The following is a 15553-nucleotide window of genomic DNA, read 5'->3' as shown; positions in this document are numbered from 1 at the left end:
CACGTGACGCGATCAGAGGTAATCTGACCGCTGCAAGCCATATTTGGCCATCTTTTCGTTCAATGTCCGGCGCGGCAGGCACAACTCATCCATGACGCTGGCAATTGACCCTTTGTGGCGGCGCATGGTGTTGTCGATCAGCATCCTTTCAAACGCTTCGACATATTCCTTGAGCGGTTTACCCTCGGTTGTCATCACTGGCTGCATTTCATCGTGATCAGACATCAGCAAGGACGCGATGGTGCCCGACCCTCGTCGCGATTGCAGCACGGCGCGTTCCGCCACATTGATCAACTGACGCACGTTGCCGGGCCACGGGGCCTGCAACAATTGCGCGGCCTCTTGCGCGGACACCTGCGGCGCGTCACAGCCGTACTCATCGGCGAACTGATCGCTCAGCCGCGTGAACAATGTCAGAATGTCCTCTCCGCGCTGGCGCAGCGGCGGCACAGTGATCCGCAAAGCCGCCAGCCGGTAAAAGAGATCGCTGCGCAAGGCATCCTCTGACGTGCGCCCGGCTTCCTGCAGGTTCGAGATGGCAACAATCCGGGTTTCGGCCGGTGTGCCCTGTTCATTGATGACGCTAAGCAACCGCGCCTGCAATGTCTCTGACAATGCCTCAATGTCTTCCAACACCAAGGTGCCGCCGCGTGCTTCTTCGATGGCGGGCAATTGCGCGTCTTCGGGTTGCATCGGGCCAAACAGACGCTTTGACAGCGCGTCTTCTTCCAAGGCTCCACAGCTGACCAGCACAAATTTCTTGCCGGCGCGCGACCCCACCGCATGCAGCGCATGGGCGACCAGTGTCTTGCCGGTGCCGGTTTCACCGTCGATCAAAACGTGGCCATCGGCCTGACCAAGATCAAGGATATCCTCGCGCAACCGCTCCATCACCGGGCTTTGGCCAATCAGCTTCTTCATCAACTGACCGCCATCAGAAAGTTCACGACGCAGCGCCCGGTTGTCCATCACCAAACGCCGGGCATTGGTCGCCTTTTTCGCCAGTTCGCTCATCCGGTCCGGATTGAACGGCTTTTCCAGAAAATCGAACGCACCGACGCGCATCGCCTCAACCGCCATTGGCACATCGCCATGTCCGGTGATCATGATCACCGGCAAAGCACTGTCCGATCCCATCAGCTTTTTCAGGAACTGCATGCCATCCATGCCCGGCATCTTGATGTCCGAGATCACAATGCCCGGATAATCGGGGCCAAGATTCTTCAGCGCATCCTCTGCACTTGCGAAAGTTTCAGTATCATATCCAGACAGCGCCAGCCATTGGCTGATCGACTGGCGCATGTCCTGTTCGTCGTCGACGATCGCGATTTTCATTGCTTGTGCCATGTGCTTACTCCGCCGCCTCTACATTTGTCTCAGCGCCCAGAATGGGCAGTTGCATTTCAAAGACCGCACCGCCTGTTTGGCCATTGCGCGCAGTCAGCCGTCCGCCAAGGTCGTTCACGATACCGGACGAAATGGCAAGCCCCAGACCCACACCGTCGCCCGGCTGCTTGGTCGTGTAAAACGGCTCAAACAGCGCATCGAGGTCCTCAATACCGGGGCCATTGTCGCGCACCGTTAGTGTGGCCGTTTCCCCCGCCGACAGAATGATATCCACCTGCGGGTTACGTTCTGACTTGGTGGCATCCAGCGCATTCCGCAAGAGGTTCACCATCACTTGCTCAATGCGCATACGGTCGCCCATCACCTGAACCGGGGTCTCGGGCAGAATACGGCTGATCTGAACGTGGCGCTGGCGCAATTGCGGTTCCATCATCGACAGGCTGGAAGCCAGCGCAGCCCCCATATCCACAGGGCTGAACGCCTCTTGACCCTTGCGGGCATAGGATTTGAGCTGCCGGGTGATCGCCCCCATCCGTTCAATCAGATCATCGATGCGCCCAAAGGATGACAGCGCCTCTTCGGGACGGTTTCGCCGCAGCAACAGACGCGCACCTGCCAGATAGGTTTTCATTGCCGCAAGGGGCTGGTTAAGCTCGTGACTGACAGCCGCAGACATCTCGCCCAAAGCGGCCAATTTGCTGGATTGTTCAAGGGTTTGTTCGGCGACGGCAAGCGTTTCCTGCACCCGTTTGCGTTCGGCAATTTCTCGCTGTAGTGCGGCATTCAATGCGCGAAGTTTGGCCGACTCCCGTTGGAAGATCGCCAGCCGTCCCGCTGTCCGGCGGCTCAGGAAATAAAAGGTCAGCGCCAGCAGAATCGCAAACCCCATCACTTCAAGGGCCAACACGCCGTTCACCCGTTCGCGCACCGACGCGAAAGTCGTATAGCTGGTCATCCGCCAGCCCCGAAACGGGATCTTGTTCTCAAGCCGCATGACTGCCTCGCCCTGCAGATAGGCATCAGGCGGCAAAGCCGTCCAATCGGCGGTGGCCTTGATCGCGCGTTCAATGGCACTTTGCGGGGTGTGACTGGCCAAAGCCTCTGGCTCGGTCAGCCCACGCCATTTGGGCGCGGTCGCCAGAATGATCTCGCCCGAACTGTCCATCACGATGACCGCGTCCGAAATGCCCGCCCATGCGCGCTCAAATTTCTGCAGATCGACCTCAACAGCGATTACGCCCAAAGTTGTGCCCCCGTCCTGGATGCGGCGCGAATAGACAAAGCGATATCCGCCGGTTTCGCGCTTGATGGTGCTGAAAATGGTCGCGTTGGACCGGATTGCGTCTACGAAATAGGGCTCTGAGCGATGCGCGGACCCCAAATGATTGCGATCCGTGGCCGCCACGGTGCGCCCGTCAATGTCATAAAGCATCAGGGATGCGGCCCCAATCTCATCGACAAAAGAAATAAGACGCTGTGTGGACAAAGAATAATTGGCCAGATCCAATGCGTTGATCAGCGTTGGGTCACGCGCCAGAAGCTGAGGCACAATCGCGTTTTGGCGCAGCTCAGCCAGCAAATTTCCGCTATAAAGTGCGATGCGCAGCTCAGCCCGACTGCGCGTGCTTTCGGTAAACCGGTTGGTCAGCAGCTTGTTGGTGATCGAGATCGTCACAACCGCAAACGCCATCAGCACTGCAATTGCAAACCTGATCCGCCATGAAACGGCCAGACTGGTATTTTGTTCGGGGGCATCGCTCATGGGCGTAATCTACGCGGATGCCAAGGCGCACTCAAGTCACGCCGTGATCAGCGCCCCGGCCAATGCGCGAAAGAGCGCCGTCCCATCGGTACCGCCGTGCCCTGCATCCGCTGCCCGTTCGGGGTGGGGCATCATACCCAACACGCGCCGGTTCTGGGACAGGATGCCGGCAATATCAGCCTGTGCTCCGTTGGGATTGTCCATATAGCTGAACGCAACTCGGTCCTCGCCCTGCAGCTCTGCAATGGTATCAGCATCGGCAAAGTAATTTCCATCGTGGTGCGCAATGGGAATGTTGATCACATCGCCCGCATTATACCCTTTGGTATAGTCGCTGCTCGATGTTTCAACCTTCAGCCCCACGGTTTTGCAAATATATTTCAACCCGGCGTTGCGCAGCAAAGCGCCCGGCAACAATCCGGTCTCTGTCAAGACCTGAAAGCCGTTGCACACACCAAATACATACCCGCCCCGCCCTGCATGGGCCGCCACCGATTTGCAGATCGGTGAATTGGCCGCGATGGCCCCGCAGCGCAGATAGTCGCCATAGGAAAAGCCGCCCGGGATCCCCACAATATCAACACCCTGTGGCAATTCGCTGTCTTTGTGCCAGACCATCGTCACCCGCGCACCAGCGGCCTTGAACGCCACCGCCAGATCACGGTCACAATTCGATCCGGGAAAAACAACAACCGCAGCATGCATCAGCCCATCTCCACCGAATAGGATTCGATCACCGTATTGGCGAGCAGCTTTTCACACATCGCCGTCACTTCCGCCTCAGAGGTCCCCTCTGCCAGATCAAGCTCAATCACTTTACCCTGACGCACACCGTTCACGCCATCAAAGCCCATGGCCCCAAGCGCATGGCGCACCGCTTCGCCCTGCGGGTCCAATACGCCATTCTTCAACATCACATGCACACGTGCTTTCACGCTATGTCCCCCAGCTTCTTTTCGCCAAAAATACTCAAAATCGACATCGGCCTCAGTTAATCAAAGTCGGCTTTGTGATCGGTGTCGACGTCTTGGGCATCACGCCCAGCCTTTTGGCCACTTCGGTATAGGCATCCGTCAACGAGCCCAGATCACGGCGAAACACATCCTTGTCCAGCTTTTGACCCGTTTCGATATCCCACAACCGGCAACTGTCCGGACTGATCTCATCCGCGACGATCAGCCGCTGAAAATCACCGTCATAAACGCGACCAATCTCGATCTTGAAATCCACCAGACGTATGCCCACCGCCATCATCACGCCGGACAGAAAATCGTTTACCCGCAGCGCCAGTGACAGGATATCTTCCATGTCCTGCTGGCTGGCCCAGCCAAAGGCCGCGATATGTTCTTCTGTCACCAAAGGATCGCCAAGCGCGTCGTCCTTGTAGCAATATTCAACAATCGGGCGCGGCAATTGCGTGCCTTCCTCAATGCCAAGCCGCGTGGACATGGTGCCGGCGGCATAATTGCGCACGATCACCTCAAGCGGCACGATCTCGACCTGGCGGACAAGTTGTTCGCGCATGTTCAGGCGTTTGATGAAATGCGTGGGCACGCCGATCTGATTGAGGCCGGTCATGAAATATTCGGACAGACGGTTGTTCAACACGCCTTTGCCCTCAATCACGTCCTTTTTCTGCGCATTAAAGGCGGTCGCATCATCTTTGAAATACTGCACAATGGTACCCGGTTCGGGGCCTTCATACAGAATCTTTGCTTTACCTTCGTAGATCTTTTTGCGCCGGGCCATTGGCATCCCTTCCGTCTTTTGGCCGGGAGGGTATCCCCCGCCGCTTAGGGGCCTCATAGTACACCCCCCGATACGCTGCAAGGTTTTGCCGCCATCTTGGGTGCCTCTTGCGCAAACACGATCAAAGCCGCATATCATAAGCCAACGCATCGCCAAAAACCGGAGACATACGATGAGCACCTTTAACGACCGCGAAAATGCCTTTGAAAACAAATTCGCGCATGACGCCGACATGCAGTTCAAGGCCGAAGCCCGCCGCAACAAGCTGTTGGGTCTATGGGCCGCGGAACTGTTGGGGAAATCCGGCGAAGCGGCTGCCGAATACGCCCGCGAGGTGATCAAATCCGATTTCGAAGAAGCTGGTGATGAAGACGTATACCGCAAGGTGTCTGGCGATCTGGGCGATAAGGCCGATGAAGCAACGATCCGCGCCAAGATGGTGTCGCTGATGGCAGAGGCCAAAGCGCAGATCATGACGGAAATACAGTAAATCAGCGGCTTATACGCCGACTACTATCTAGAAACACGCGCCGTGCATTAAAATGTACGGCGCTTTTTCTTGTCATGTTGCGCCCCGCGCTGAACCTTCACCAAATTCATAATCAAGATGAAGATTATGAGATTGCCCTAAGATTGGCGTCGTGAGATCAGGATAAACTGTTTTTGCGCGGAGTTTGCAGCATGTCCAATGCCTTTACCGATCTTTTGGCCGAAAAAGGCACGCTTCTCGCGGATGGTGCGACCGGCACGAACCTGTTCAACATGGGGCTGATGTCCGGTGACGCGCCCGAAATGTGGAACACCGATGAGCCAAAGAAAATCATCGCTCTCTACAAAGGTGCCGTAGACGCGGGCAGTGATTTATTCTTGACCAACAGTTTTGGCGCAAATGCATCGCGCCTCAAACTGCACGGCGCACAAAAGCGCGTGCATGAACTGTCCAGGGTCGCCGCCGAACTGGGCCGCGAGGTCGCCGACAAAGCCGGCCGCAAAGTCATTGTCGCAGGATCGGTTGGCCCCACAGGCGAGATTATGGAGCCCGTCGGAACCCTCAGCCATGCCGTTGCCGTCGAGATGTTCCACGAAACCGCCGATGGCCTCAAAGCCGGTGGTGCGGACATCGGCTGGTTAGAGACGATCAGCGCGCCAGAGGAATACAAAGCCGCCGCCGAAGGCTTCGCGCTTGCCGGTCTGGACTGGGTTGGCACCATGAGCTTTGACACTGCCGGGCGCACAATGATGGGCCTGACTTCCGAGGCGATGGTGGACATGGTGCATGGCCTCGACAACACGCCACAGGCCTACGGTGCCAATTGCGGCACGGGCGCATCGGACCTGTTGCGCACGGTGCTTGGTTTTACCGCCAAAGGCGGCCATCTGCCGATCATCGCCAAGGGCAACGCGGGCATCCCCAAATACCATGAAGGTCACATTCATTATGATGGCACGCCCGAACTGATGGCGGAATATGCTGTTATGGCCCGCAATTGCGGTGCAACGATCATTGGCGGCTGTTGCGGCACCATGCCAGAACACTTGGTCGCGATGCGCACCGCACTAGACACAAGGCCCAAAGGGGCCGCACCCGAATTGGAAGAAATTGTTGCCGCACTTGGTGCATTTTCATCCGCAAGTGATGGGACGGACGGCAAAGGCCCGGTTCGCGCAGAACGTCGCGGGCGGCGTCGCGGGTAAGAAGTGTCCCGCAAATGAGTTGAATAAATTCTCGAATGTCTGGTTTGAGCCCTCTTCGACTGATGCTGCAAGCTGCCCGGATGTCCGCTGTTCTATGCATCCATGTTAATCTGACCGTCCTCATTACACCGAGAGCGCGACGCTATATCCTAAAGTCTATACTCCCTTGACCGCAATCATTTCGATAGGTGAGATGCGCCCCGCAGCCAAATTTGCCACCATATTTGGGATTTTTTCTGCGGTCGCCTGCCGCATGAGAACATGCAAACCCAATGGGGGCGGTCCTCCAGCGGCTCCGCTTGCGGCCTTCATTTTCTTAAAGAAATCCATAGCAAATTCGCGGCGGTTATTTTCCTCGACGACTACAAAACCATTAGTTTCGAGTGCCATTCGATAGTCTTTAGGCTCAGAAACCCAGCTTGTTTCAGAGGTTGTTGCCCAGGGCACAGGATAAATAAGCTCTTCTTCGTTGTCCTTCATGATATCGTAGATACCAAACTTCGCACCGGATTTCAGAACACGGGACACCTCAGCGATCAGCGCATGCTTATCTTCTATGTTCATGCCGACATGCATCATGAATGCGCCGTCAAAACTCGCATCTTCAAAAGGAAGCGACAGTGCACTACCTTGCTGCAATCTGATGCTATCGGACAAGCCGACCCAACCGCAAAGTTGCTGCCCAACCTCTACGTATTCAGAAGTCAGATCAATTCCAGCCATCTTTGCTCCGTAAGTCTTTGCAGCGAAACGCGCCGAACCTCCCAAGCCGCAACCGATATCGAGTATGCTTTGGGACGGCGATATCTTTAACTGGTCCAGAAAATGAATGCTCGCTGCCCGCCCACCAATGTGAAATTCATCTACTGGGCCAAGATCTTCAACACTGGCATTTTCAGGTTTAATGCCCTGTTTTTCAAGGCCAGCCTGAATCGCGGTTAGCAGATCGCCGTGGCGATAGTGGATGGAAATTTTCTCATCGTTATTCATGACAATCAACTTTTTCCAGTTTGTGAATTTCGACCCTACCACGTTTTACTTAATCGCCTAAGCGGCCATTGGCACAGCCGCAGCGAAGGTCGGAAAAGTCCGCGCTGCTGACACCAAATACTACCTCAAAACAATCATAACTGCGCTAGCTCGCCTCTCGACGCCAGAACCAATCACACCGCTTGGATGACGCTGTTGTCCCAAAACCCAATCGTTCAACCGCCACTTCCTCGCACTCACCAACATTAAAAAGTGATGCCACCTCAGCTTTCTTTCGGTAGTCTTTTATCAACTCAGGGAGCAAAAGATGCAACAACTCGTCCGACATGCACAATGCCTTTGCGGCTCTTTGACCGCTGAGACGCGGGGCGAACCGTGGCGGGTAATGACCTGTTCCTGTCGTGATTGCAGACGCAAATCAGGGTCAGCTTTTTCCGTATCAACCTATTGGGAGCAAGACACGGTGACGATTACCGGCGATGTTCAAACCTGGCAGCGACCGTGCCAGGATGGCCGTGCGCTGACATACTTCCTTTGCCCGGCCTGTGGCGTATCGCTTTATTGGAAAGCCGATTTCGCAGGGGGTCGGATCGGGATCGGTGCCGGAAACTTTGACGATTGCAGTTTTGCGGTGCCACAAAAGGCCTTTTGGACAGAAGGCAGGCCAGACTGGGTGTATAACATTGGCCAAATCCCGGCCTTGGAACGCCAGTAACCACATATCACCAGAACATTCCGCGTCAAAACAACGACATCTGCGCCGTCACTTCCCTGGGCGCACGAAACAGATCGCAACGCATCGGTGGTGCCTTGGTACCCAGCCCAAGTCGTTTGACAGCTACCTTAAACCGCTGCGCCACCATATCTGCATAGGGGCCAGTCCCCCGCATTCGGCGATGCCATGTGGCGTCGTATGCCTTGCCCCCATGCATTTCGCGCAGCCGAGACATGATCCGCTCTGCCCGGTCCGGGTAATGTGTCGCCAGCCAGTCCTGCACCAGCGGCGACACTTCTCGCGGCAGACGCAGCATGATCCAACTGGCGTGGCGCGCGCCGGCATCCCGGCCTAGTTGCAGTATCGTCTCCATTTCCGGATCGGTAAGCGCCGGGATCATCGGCGAGGCCATGATCCGCACCGGGATGCCTGCGCTTGCAAGCGTGCGGATCATTTTTAGCCGCCGCTGCGGGCTGGGTGCGCGCGGTTCCATCAACCGGCTCAGCTTGGCGTCTAGCGTGGTCACAGAGATGCCAACCCTCACCAAACCGCGCTTTGCCATGTCGGCCAAAATATCAATGTCACGCTCAATCAGGCTGCCTTTGGTGACAATCGCCACAGGATGCCCCGTGTCTGACAGCACCTGCAAACACGCGCGCATGATCTCGTGTTTTTTTTCAATGGGTTGGTACGGGTCCGTGTTGGTCCCGATTGCGATGGGGGCAACTTTGTACGACTTGGCCGCAAGCTCGCGCCTCAGCACTAGGGGGGCCTCGGGCCGGGCGATCAGACGTGTTTCAAAATCCAACCCCGGTGACAGGCCAAGATAGGCGTGACTTGGCCGTGCAAAGCAATAAACGCATCCGTGTTCGCAGCCGCGGTACGGATTGATGGACCGATCGAACGGCAGATCCGGCGACGTGTTATAGCTGATCACACTGCGCGGCACCTCGATTGCCGTCTGGGTTCGCAGCACCGGCAGCACCTCATCACGCGCCCATCCATCATCTACCGCCTCATGGGTATGCCGCTCAAAACGGCCCACCTGGTTGCTGCCAGCGGCACGGCCCAGAATTTTGAAACGCTGGTCTTCTCTATCCATGACAATTATCTAGAACAAAACCAGAACACACGCAATCGAAAGCTGCTAATCCCTTGTCGCCTCGCCCCTTTCCAAGGTAGCAAATTGATCAGCCACGTCGCACAACATGCGGCCTATGTCGCAAAATGTGCACCCTCACGCGGCGTTACGTGACAAAAGGGCGCAAGTGCCATGCACCTGCAATGCCCAGCAGAAGGAAAGACCCATGTCCGACGACGACGAAATCATCCTGTCCGAACTCGACGACGAAGAACTTGTTCAACAGATGTTTGACGACCTTTACGATGGCCTCAAGGAAGAGATTGAGGAAGGCGTGAACATCTTGCTGGAGCGCAAGTGGGAACCCTACGACGTGCTGACCAAGGCGCTTGTCGGCGGGATGACCATTGTTGGCGCAGATTTCCGCGACGGTATTCTTTTTGTGCCCGAAGTGTTGCTGGCCGCAAACGCGATGAAGGGTGGTATGGCCATTCTGAAACCATTGCTGGCCGAAACCGGTGCGCCGCGCGTGGGCAAGATGGTCATTGGCACCGTCAAAGGCGACATCCACGACATCGGCAAGAACCTTGTCGGCATGATGATGGAAGGTGCGGGCTTCGAAGTTGTCGACCTGGGCATCAACAATGCCGTTGAAAAGTATCTTGAGGCGATGGAGACCGAAGGACCGGACATCCTTGGCATGTCCGCCCTGCTGACCACCACAATGCCCTACATGAAGGTCGTGATCGACACGATGATCGAACAGGGCATTCGCGATGACTACATCGTGCTGGTCGGTGGCGCGCCCCTGAACGAAGAGTTTGGCAAGGCAATTGGCGCAGACGCCTACTGCCGGGACGCCGCCGTGGCCGTTGAAACCGCCAAGGAATGGATGGCACGCAAGCACAACAGCGCAAAATCTGCCTGAGCGCGCTGAAACTGCGAGATTGAAGGCCCGGCGGCAACGCGGGGCCTTTTCTTTTGCCGCCGGCACCCCCACATTTAAACGAGGAGGATTGCAATGCCACTTGATAAACTTGTTCTGATCATCGTTTGCGTGCTGGCTGCCGCCGCTGCCACGGTTTGGCTGGGCGCATTGCTTTTGGCTGCGGTGAACCTGCCTTTTGCGGGCATCGCCCTGCTCCCTGCCGCCTTGGTCGGGTATATCGTGTTTCGCGTAATCGCTGAACGCGTGGGTAACAAACAAGATGACCGCTATGACGAAATGGACCACTGATATGCTGATTGCCACGACCGACACGATCACCGGGCGCGAGATTGCCGAGACCATCGGTTTGGTGCGCGGTGCCACCGTGCGGGCCAAACATCTGGGCACCGATATCGTTGCGGGTCTGAAGCAACTGGTCGGTGGTGAATTGACGGGCTACTCAAGTCTGCTCGCGGGTGCGCGCGAACAAGCCATTGACCGGATGATCGCCGACGCCATGTCCAAAGGCGCGGATGCAATTGTCGGCATGCGCATGCAAACCTCTGCCATCGCCAAGGGATCGTCCGAGATTGTGGCCTACGGCACTGCCGTGCGCCTGAAATGACCCGCACGGATCAACCGGCAGCGCCGGGTGCCAAAAATCCGGGACAGATCCTCCTGATCGCCTGCGGTGCATTGGCCCGCGAGATCCTCGCACTCAACAAAGCTAATGGCTGGGACCACCTGCATTTGCACTGCCTGCCCGCCAACCTGCACCATTTCCCCGAAAAAATCGTCCCAGCCGTCGAAAAGATGGTGACCGAACGGCGCGCTGAGTTTGACGACATCTTTGTGGTCTATGCCGATTGCGGCACCGGAGGACTGCTTGAGGTCGCTTGCGACAGGCTGGGCGTAAAGATGATTGCGGGCCCCCATTGCTACAGCTTTTTTGAAGGCAATGACGCCTTTGCCGCATTGGATGAAATGACCGCCTTTTACCTCACAGATTTTTCCGTGCGCCAGTTTGACGCCTTTATCGTCAAACCACTTGGCCTCGATCGTCATCCGGAATTGCGTGATATGTATTTCGGAAACTACGAAAAAGTCGTGTATCAGGCGCAATTGGACGACCCTGAACTGGCCGCCAAAGCCCAAAAATGTGCCGATGTCCTTGGTCTGCCGCTTGAACGTCGTTTTACCGGCTACGGCGATCTGCAATCGGCCCTCGGAAACCTGAAATCCTAGGGCTACTTAGCCGTCTTGCCCCGGTCCCGCATCAGCCCACTTGAGCTGCCGTTTCCCTGATCCGCTCAATCATCGCACGCAGCCCGTTTGACCGTTGCGCCGAAAGATGATCGTTCAACCCCAAGCGCCCCATCTCTGCACGCGCATCCACGGCCAGCACCTCGGATGCGGACAGCCCGTTGTAAAGCGTGCGCAGCACCGCGATCAGACCCGATACGATCATCGCATCGCTGGCCCCGTCAAAATGCAGCTTGCCGTCGTCAAACTGCGCATGCAGCCAAACCTGACTGGCACATCCGTTTACTTTGGTCGCAGGCACCCGTAACGCCTCGGCAAGCGGTTCCATCGCCTTGCCCTGATCAATCACATGGCGATAACGATCTTCCCAGTCGTCCAGAAATTCAAAATCTTCGACAAGCTCTTCAAAGGCGGGTGTGGCCATCTCAAAACAGTCCTTTGGGGTTAGTGATATGAAGACCAGAGGTAGGAGCAGCGCAAGCAAAGGTCCACCCCCTTCCCAAGGCGCATGTGATAGGGTAGTCAAAAGGCAGATAAATTTCCACGGGCGGACCCATGCGCAAGACCCTTCCAATCATTTTGATATCAACGCTGACACTGACCGCCTGCGGGGCCGTGCGCGAAAGTCGGATCAACCCGTTCAACTGGTTTGGCCAATCGCGGTCCGAAGCTGTACAGACACAGAAAAACACCAACCCCCTGATACCTGAACGCAGCGGTGGCCTGTTTGCGGGTCTGCGTGCCCAGGATGCGGAATATCTGGGCCGCCCGTTTGAACAGGTCACAGCCCTGACCATTGAACGCATTCCGGGTGGGGCGATCATCCGCGCCACGGGCCTGGCGGCGCGTCAGGGGTATTATGCAGTGCAGCTGACACCAGCCAACGAAGATGAACTGCCCGTTGACGGTGTTTTGACATATCGCCTTGAAGGGGTCCGCCCCAGCGAGAACACACCTGTTGGCACCACGCCCACCCGCGAAGTGATCGCGGCGCGCCGCATCACCGATCAGGACCTGAGCGGGGTGCGCAGCATCCGTGTTGAAGGTCAGTTGAATGCATTGGTCAGCCGCCGCTAGGCGACTGACCCAGCCGCATTAGGCCTTTGCCGCTGTCACGATAATCTCAACCGTGTATTCGGGCGTGGCAAGTTTTGCCTCGCCGCAGGCGCGTGCGGGCACGTGGCCCTGTGCCGCCCAGGCATCCCATACGCCGTTCATTTCAGCAAAATCATTCATGTCCGCCAGCCAGATGACCGCCTGCAGGATGCGTGTCTTGTCTGACCCGACCTCGGCCAATAGCCCGTCGATCTTATCCAGACAATCCTGGGTCTGTTGGGCCACACTGGCACCCGCGGTGCCGACCTGACCCGCCAGGTAAATCGTATCGCCATGCACCACGATCTGGCTCATGCGTTGGTTGGAATGGTGGCGCTCAATACTAGCCATTTCGGAAACTCCCATATATCTCAAATTATTGCAGGTTATACTTCAACCACTTTTACGTCATTTCCATGCGCGGTCAGCGCAATCTTGCCCTCGCAGAGGCGCAGCGCGTCATTGCCAAAGACCTCAAGCCGCCAGCCTTTCATTGCAGGCACATCACGCAATCCTGCGGCGATCCCGTCAAGATCGGCCGCAGGTGCAATCAGCTTGGCGGCCACCCCCGCAGATTCGGTTTTAGCCTTCAAAAGGACACGCAGCAGATCGGCAAGCGCCGGATTGACCTGCAGCATTTCGCGGCTGCGGTCCGGCTGTGGCATGTCGGCCGGTTTGCACGCCAAACCCGCCTTGATCCCGCTTAGAATACCATCCGCAATCTCGCCCTTGCGCGCATCGCGCAGCAACAGGCGCGAACGGCTTAACTCTTCCATCGTGCCGGGCTTCAGACTGGCCAATTCCACCAGCGCATCGTCCTTGTACACCCGGTTGCGCGGCACATTTCGGGTCTGCGCATATTCCTCACGAAACGCGGCCAGCTCGCGCACGATGGCCAGAAACTTGGCCGAATTGGTGCGTGTCTTCACCCGCTTCCATGCCTCGCGCGGCACGCTGATGTAGGTGTCGGGATTGGTCAAGATTTCCAGTTCTTCGGCAACCCATCGGCCACGCCCGCTTTTATCGAGCTCGGCGGCAAGAAATTCGTAGACCTGGCGCAGATGCGTGACATCAGCCAGGGCATAGGTCTTTTGTGCGTCACTCAAGGGACGCCGAGACCAATCGGTAAAGCGTGATGTCTTGTCGACGCCTTCGCGTGCGATTTTGCGCACAAGCGTTTCATAGCCCACCTGTTCGCCAAACCCACAGACCATCGCTGCAACCTGCGTGTCAAACAACGGCTCCGGGAATACTTTTGCATCCACAAAGAAAATCTCAAGGTCCTGACGCGCGGCGTGAAACACCTTGACCACCGATGTATCGCGAAACAGGTCATAGAGCGGCTCAAGCGAAATGCCATCCGCCAGCGGATCGACCAGCACGGCACCGCTGTCATCCTCGCCCGGCATCGCCAGTTGCACCAGACAGAGCTTGGAATAATAGGTCCGTTCACGCAGGAATTCGGTATCGACGGTGACATAAGGATGCGCTGCAGCCTGCGTACAAAAAGCGGCAAGATCGGCAGTAGTTGTGATGGTTTTCATGTACAAACTTTACAATAGACGGGGTCAATATGGTGCAATCGGATCAGGCGTATAGGAATGGTTGCGTTTTGACCAGATCACCCCTGCAAGAATAGCGGGCTGCGGTCACCTGCTGCAAATCGGCGCAGCACCTGAGGGTAAAGCCGATGCTCCTGTACCAGAATACGGGCTGCCAGTGTGTCAGGTGTGTCCCGGTCCTCAATCGCAATGCTGGCTTGGCCAAGGATCGGACCATCATCCAGGGCGGCCGTCACCTCGTGCACCGTACACCCATGGGCCGTATCACCCGCTTCCAGCGCGCGGGCATGGGTGTTGAGCCCTTTGTATTTCGGCAAAAGAGAGGGGTGGATGTTGATCATCCGCCCTGCCCAGGCATCGGTGAATCCTTGCGTCAGTTTACGCATGAAACCCGCCAGACAAATGATGTCGGGGGCATGGGGGGCAAGCGCTTGGGTCAGTGCCGCCTCAAATGCCGCACGATCAGCGCCGTAAGGGCGATGATCCACCACTATCGTTGGAATATTCTGGGTTTTTGCCCATGCGATGCCGCCAGCCGCAGGATTGTTGGACACCACCACGCAAGGCCGCGCCGGGTGATCGCCGATCATATCCTCAACCAGCACCCGCATGTTTGAGCCACCCCCAGAGACAAAAATCGCGACCCGTTTGATCAAAGCAGCGCGCCTGAGTAGGCCACACCGGTGCCGCTCGTGATCCGCCCTATTTCAATCGCATCATGTCCATCCGTGGCAAAGGCCGCCTTGGCCGCATCAACCTGCCCCGCAGGAACCACCGCAATCATGCCAATACCTGCGTTAAAGGTCTTGAGCAGTTCGGTCTCAGCCATGCCGCCCGTCTGCGCCAGCCATTTGAACACCGGCGGCAATGGCCATGCACACAGATCGATTTCCGCCGCCATCCCATCGGGCAACACCCGAGGCAGGTTTTCCGTCAACCCGCCACCAGTGATATGCGCCAATGCGTTGACGCAATCCGTGCGCAGTGCCGCCACCGCACCTTTGACATAAAGCCGCGTAGGTGTCAGCAGGGCTGCGCCCAGAGTGCCCTCGCCAAAGGGGCTCGGGTCATCCCAGCCCAGACCGCTCAGTTCCACAATCCTGCGCACGAGGCTATAGCCGTTGGAATGCACCCCGTCGCTTGGCAGGCCCAGCAACACATCACCCTCAGCCACGGCACGCGGCAATTCGGTGCCCCGTTCCATCGCGCCCACGGCAAATCCCGCCAAATCAAAGTCGCCCCCGTGATACATCCCCGGCATTTCCGCCGTTTCGCCGCCAATCAACGCGCAGCCAGATTGCGCACATCCTTCTGCGATCCCGTCGATGATGCGCGCGGCCTGATCCAGTTCAAGTTTGCCCGTTGC

General features: G+C 57.0%; 20 protein-coding genes. 8 read left to right on the top strand and 12 right to left on the bottom strand.

Translation table 11 applies throughout. From position 1 onward, the window contains the following. Nucleotides 1–12: 12 nt before the first annotated feature. Genes ACEWL3_RS07145 through purC form a run of 5 tightly spaced genes read right to left on the bottom strand, consistent with a single transcriptional unit; the run spans nt 13 to nt 4858 of the window. Nucleotides 13–1347: a sigma-54-dependent transcriptional regulator gene (locus ACEWL3_RS07145; protein WP_386179357.1), complete on the bottom strand. Its 1335-nt coding sequence runs from the start codon at nt 1345–1347 to the stop codon at nt 13–15. A 4-nt stretch (nt 1348–1351) separates the two neighbouring features. Beyond that, the gene (locus ACEWL3_RS07140) at nt 1352–3109 is read right to left on the bottom strand and encodes a sensor histidine kinase (RefSeq protein WP_386179360.1); all 1758 of its coding nucleotides are present in this window, start codon (nt 3107–3109) and stop codon (nt 1352–1354) included. 36 nt (nt 3110–3145) lie between these two features. Next, the gene (gene purQ / locus ACEWL3_RS07135) at nt 3146–3814 is read right to left on the bottom strand and encodes a phosphoribosylformylglycinamidine synthase subunit PurQ (protein ID WP_386179363.1); all 669 of its coding nucleotides are present in this window, start codon (nt 3812–3814) and stop codon (nt 3146–3148) included. Beyond that, complete coding sequence (gene purS / locus ACEWL3_RS07130) at nt 3814–4044, bottom strand: phosphoribosylformylglycinamidine synthase subunit PurS (RefSeq protein WP_386179366.1); 231 nt, start codon at nt 4042–4044, stop codon at nt 3814–3816. The genes purQ and purS overlap by 1 nt, the downstream gene beginning before the upstream one ends. Before the next feature lie 52 nt (nt 4045–4096). Next, nucleotides 4097–4858, bottom strand: coding sequence for a phosphoribosylaminoimidazolesuccinocarboxamide synthase (gene purC, locus ACEWL3_RS07125; RefSeq protein ID WP_114878770.1), 762 nt, complete (start codon nt 4856–4858; stop codon nt 4097–4099). Nucleotides 4859–5030: 172 nt separating this feature from the next. Between purC and ACEWL3_RS07120 the strand changes: the two genes are divergently transcribed. Together ACEWL3_RS07120 and bmt are read left to right on the top strand one after the other, a co-directional pair. After that, complete coding sequence (locus ACEWL3_RS07120; protein WP_114878771.1) at nt 5031–5348, top strand: DUF1476 domain-containing protein; 318 nt, start codon at nt 5031–5033, stop codon at nt 5346–5348. Nucleotides 5349–5539: 191 nt separating this feature from the next. Beyond that, nucleotides 5540–6553: a betaine--homocysteine S-methyltransferase gene (gene bmt, locus ACEWL3_RS07115; RefSeq protein WP_386179370.1), complete on the top strand. Its 1014-nt coding sequence runs from the start codon at nt 5540–5542 to the stop codon at nt 6551–6553. A 156-nt stretch (nt 6554–6709) separates the two neighbouring features. On the opposite strand, the gene ACEWL3_RS07110 is transcribed toward bmt, so the two are convergent. Next, nucleotides 6710–7543, bottom strand: coding sequence for a class I SAM-dependent methyltransferase (locus ACEWL3_RS07110; RefSeq protein WP_386179373.1), 834 nt, complete (start codon nt 7541–7543; stop codon nt 6710–6712). Nucleotides 7544–7850: 307 nt separating this feature from the next. On the opposite strand from ACEWL3_RS07110, the gene ACEWL3_RS07105 reads away from it, so the two are divergent. Beyond that, nucleotides 7851–8258 (top strand): GFA family protein, encoded by a 408-nt coding sequence (locus ACEWL3_RS07105; RefSeq protein ID WP_386179376.1) that lies wholly within the window; start codon nt 7851–7853, stop codon nt 8256–8258. A 25-nt stretch (nt 8259–8283) separates the two neighbouring features. On the opposite strand, the gene ACEWL3_RS07100 is transcribed toward ACEWL3_RS07105, so the two are convergent. After that, on the bottom strand, nt 8284–9360 hold the full coding sequence (locus ACEWL3_RS07100; protein ID WP_386179378.1) for a PA0069 family radical SAM protein: 1077 nt from the start codon (nt 9358–9360) through the stop codon (nt 8284–8286). 205 nt (nt 9361–9565) lie between these two features. Here ACEWL3_RS07100 and ACEWL3_RS07095 point away from each other — a divergent pair, with 205 nt between their 5' ends. The 4 genes from ACEWL3_RS07095 to ACEWL3_RS07080 all read left to right on the top strand — a co-directional run bounded on the left by ACEWL3_RS07095 (nt 9566) and on the right by ACEWL3_RS07080 (nt 11512). Beyond that, on the top strand, nt 9566–10267 hold the full coding sequence (locus tag ACEWL3_RS07095; protein ID WP_114878776.1) for a corrinoid protein: 702 nt from the start codon (nt 9566–9568) through the stop codon (nt 10265–10267). A 93-nt stretch (nt 10268–10360) separates the two neighbouring features. After that, complete coding sequence (locus ACEWL3_RS07090) at nt 10361–10576, top strand: hypothetical protein (RefSeq protein WP_386179382.1); 216 nt, start codon at nt 10361–10363, stop codon at nt 10574–10576. Beyond that, nucleotides 10557–10892 (top strand): YbjQ family protein, encoded by a 336-nt coding sequence (locus tag ACEWL3_RS07085; protein WP_386179385.1) that lies wholly within the window; start codon nt 10557–10559, stop codon nt 10890–10892. Before ACEWL3_RS07090 ends, ACEWL3_RS07085 begins: the two co-directional genes overlap by 20 nt. Further along, nucleotides 10889–11512 (top strand): DUF1638 domain-containing protein, encoded by a 624-nt coding sequence (locus ACEWL3_RS07080; RefSeq protein WP_386179388.1) that lies wholly within the window; start codon nt 10889–10891, stop codon nt 11510–11512. The genes ACEWL3_RS07085 and ACEWL3_RS07080 overlap by 4 nt, the downstream gene beginning before the upstream one ends. A 31-nt stretch (nt 11513–11543) precedes the next feature. On the opposite strand, the gene ACEWL3_RS07075 is transcribed toward ACEWL3_RS07080, so the two are convergent. After that, complete coding sequence (locus ACEWL3_RS07075; protein WP_386179391.1) at nt 11544–11954, bottom strand: SufE family protein; 411 nt, start codon at nt 11952–11954, stop codon at nt 11544–11546. 131 nt (nt 11955–12085) lie between these two features. Here ACEWL3_RS07075 and ACEWL3_RS07070 point away from each other — a divergent pair, with 131 nt between their 5' ends. Further along, complete coding sequence (locus tag ACEWL3_RS07070) at nt 12086–12607, top strand: hypothetical protein (RefSeq protein WP_386179394.1); 522 nt, start codon at nt 12086–12088, stop codon at nt 12605–12607. Between the two features lie 18 nt (nt 12608–12625). On the opposite strand, the gene ACEWL3_RS07065 is transcribed toward ACEWL3_RS07070, so the two are convergent. From ACEWL3_RS07065 to purM, 4 genes are all read right to left on the bottom strand, one after another. Next, nucleotides 12626–12976 carry a RidA family protein gene (locus tag ACEWL3_RS07065; RefSeq protein WP_386179397.1) on the bottom strand — a complete coding sequence of 117 codons (351 nt, stop codon included), beginning with the start codon at nt 12974–12976 and terminating at the stop codon, nt 12626–12628. A gap of 35 nt (nt 12977–13011) precedes the next feature. Further along, on the bottom strand, nt 13012–14169 hold the full coding sequence (rnd, locus tag ACEWL3_RS07060; RefSeq protein WP_386179400.1) for a ribonuclease D: 1158 nt from the start codon (nt 14167–14169) through the stop codon (nt 13012–13014). A gap of 77 nt (nt 14170–14246) precedes the next feature. After that, a complete protein-coding gene (gene purN, locus ACEWL3_RS07055; protein WP_386179403.1) occupies nt 14247–14843 on the bottom strand; it encodes a phosphoribosylglycinamide formyltransferase in 597 nt (198 codons plus the stop codon). After that, on the bottom strand, nt 14840–15553 hold a 714-nt coding region (gene purM, locus ACEWL3_RS07050; protein ID WP_435000635.1), incomplete at its 5' end, for a phosphoribosylformylglycinamidine cyclo-ligase. The genes purN and purM, both read right to left, overlap by 4 nt.

Source organism: Sulfitobacter sediminivivens (assembly GCF_042611115.2).
Classification (GTDB): Bacteria; Pseudomonadota; Alphaproteobacteria; order Rhodobacterales; family Rhodobacteraceae; genus Sulfitobacter; species Sulfitobacter sediminivivens.
This window is presented reverse-complemented; position numbering and strand designations above follow the sequence as displayed.

What these genes read in the sequence shown, in the direction of transcription:
- ACEWL3_RS07080 (WP_386179388.1), top strand. Translation starts at nt 10,889, where the DNA reads ATGACCCGCACGGATCAACCGGCAGCGCCGGGTGCCAAAAATCCGGGA.
- ACEWL3_RS07140 (WP_386179360.1), bottom strand. Translation starts at nt 3,109, where the DNA reads ATGAGCGATGCCCCCGAACAAAATACCAGTCTGGCCGTTTCATGGCGG.
- bmt (WP_386179370.1), top strand. Translation starts at nt 5,540, where the DNA reads ATGTCCAATGCCTTTACCGATCTTTTGGCCGAAAAAGGCACGCTTCTC.
- ACEWL3_RS07145 (WP_386179357.1), bottom strand. Translation starts at nt 1,347, where the DNA reads ATGGCACAAGCAATGAAAATCGCGATCGTCGACGACGAACAGGACATG.
- purQ (WP_386179363.1), bottom strand. Translation starts at nt 3,814, where the DNA reads ATGCATGCTGCGGTTGTTGTTTTTCCCGGATCGAATTGTGACCGTGAT.
- ACEWL3_RS07120 (WP_114878771.1), top strand. Translation starts at nt 5,031, where the DNA reads ATGAGCACCTTTAACGACCGCGAAAATGCCTTTGAAAACAAATTCGCG.
- ACEWL3_RS07090 (WP_386179382.1), top strand. Translation starts at nt 10,361, where the DNA reads ATGCCACTTGATAAACTTGTTCTGATCATCGTTTGCGTGCTGGCTGCC.
- rnd (WP_386179400.1), bottom strand. Translation starts at nt 14,169, where the DNA reads ATGAAAACCATCACAACTACTGCCGATCTTGCCGCTTTTTGTACGCAG.
- ACEWL3_RS07065 (WP_386179397.1), bottom strand. Translation starts at nt 12,976, where the DNA reads ATGGCTAGTATTGAGCGCCACCATTCCAACCAACGCATGAGCCAGATC.
- ACEWL3_RS07100 (WP_386179378.1), bottom strand. Translation starts at nt 9,360, where the DNA reads ATGGATAGAGAAGACCAGCGTTTCAAAATTCTGGGCCGTGCCGCTGGC.
- ACEWL3_RS07075 (WP_386179391.1), bottom strand. Translation starts at nt 11,954, where the DNA reads ATGGCCACACCCGCCTTTGAAGAGCTTGTCGAAGATTTTGAATTTCTG.
- purC (WP_114878770.1), bottom strand. Translation starts at nt 4,858, where the DNA reads ATGGCCCGGCGCAAAAAGATCTACGAAGGTAAAGCAAAGATTCTGTAT.
- ACEWL3_RS07095 (WP_114878776.1), top strand. Translation starts at nt 9,566, where the DNA reads ATGTCCGACGACGACGAAATCATCCTGTCCGAACTCGACGACGAAGAA.
- ACEWL3_RS07085 (WP_386179385.1), top strand. Translation starts at nt 10,557, where the DNA reads ATGACGAAATGGACCACTGATATGCTGATTGCCACGACCGACACGATC.
- ACEWL3_RS07110 (WP_386179373.1), bottom strand. Translation starts at nt 7,543, where the DNA reads ATGAATAACGATGAGAAAATTTCCATCCACTATCGCCACGGCGATCTG.
- ACEWL3_RS07070 (WP_386179394.1), top strand. Translation starts at nt 12,086, where the DNA reads ATGCGCAAGACCCTTCCAATCATTTTGATATCAACGCTGACACTGACC.
- ACEWL3_RS07105 (WP_386179376.1), top strand. Translation starts at nt 7,851, where the DNA reads ATGCAACAACTCGTCCGACATGCACAATGCCTTTGCGGCTCTTTGACC.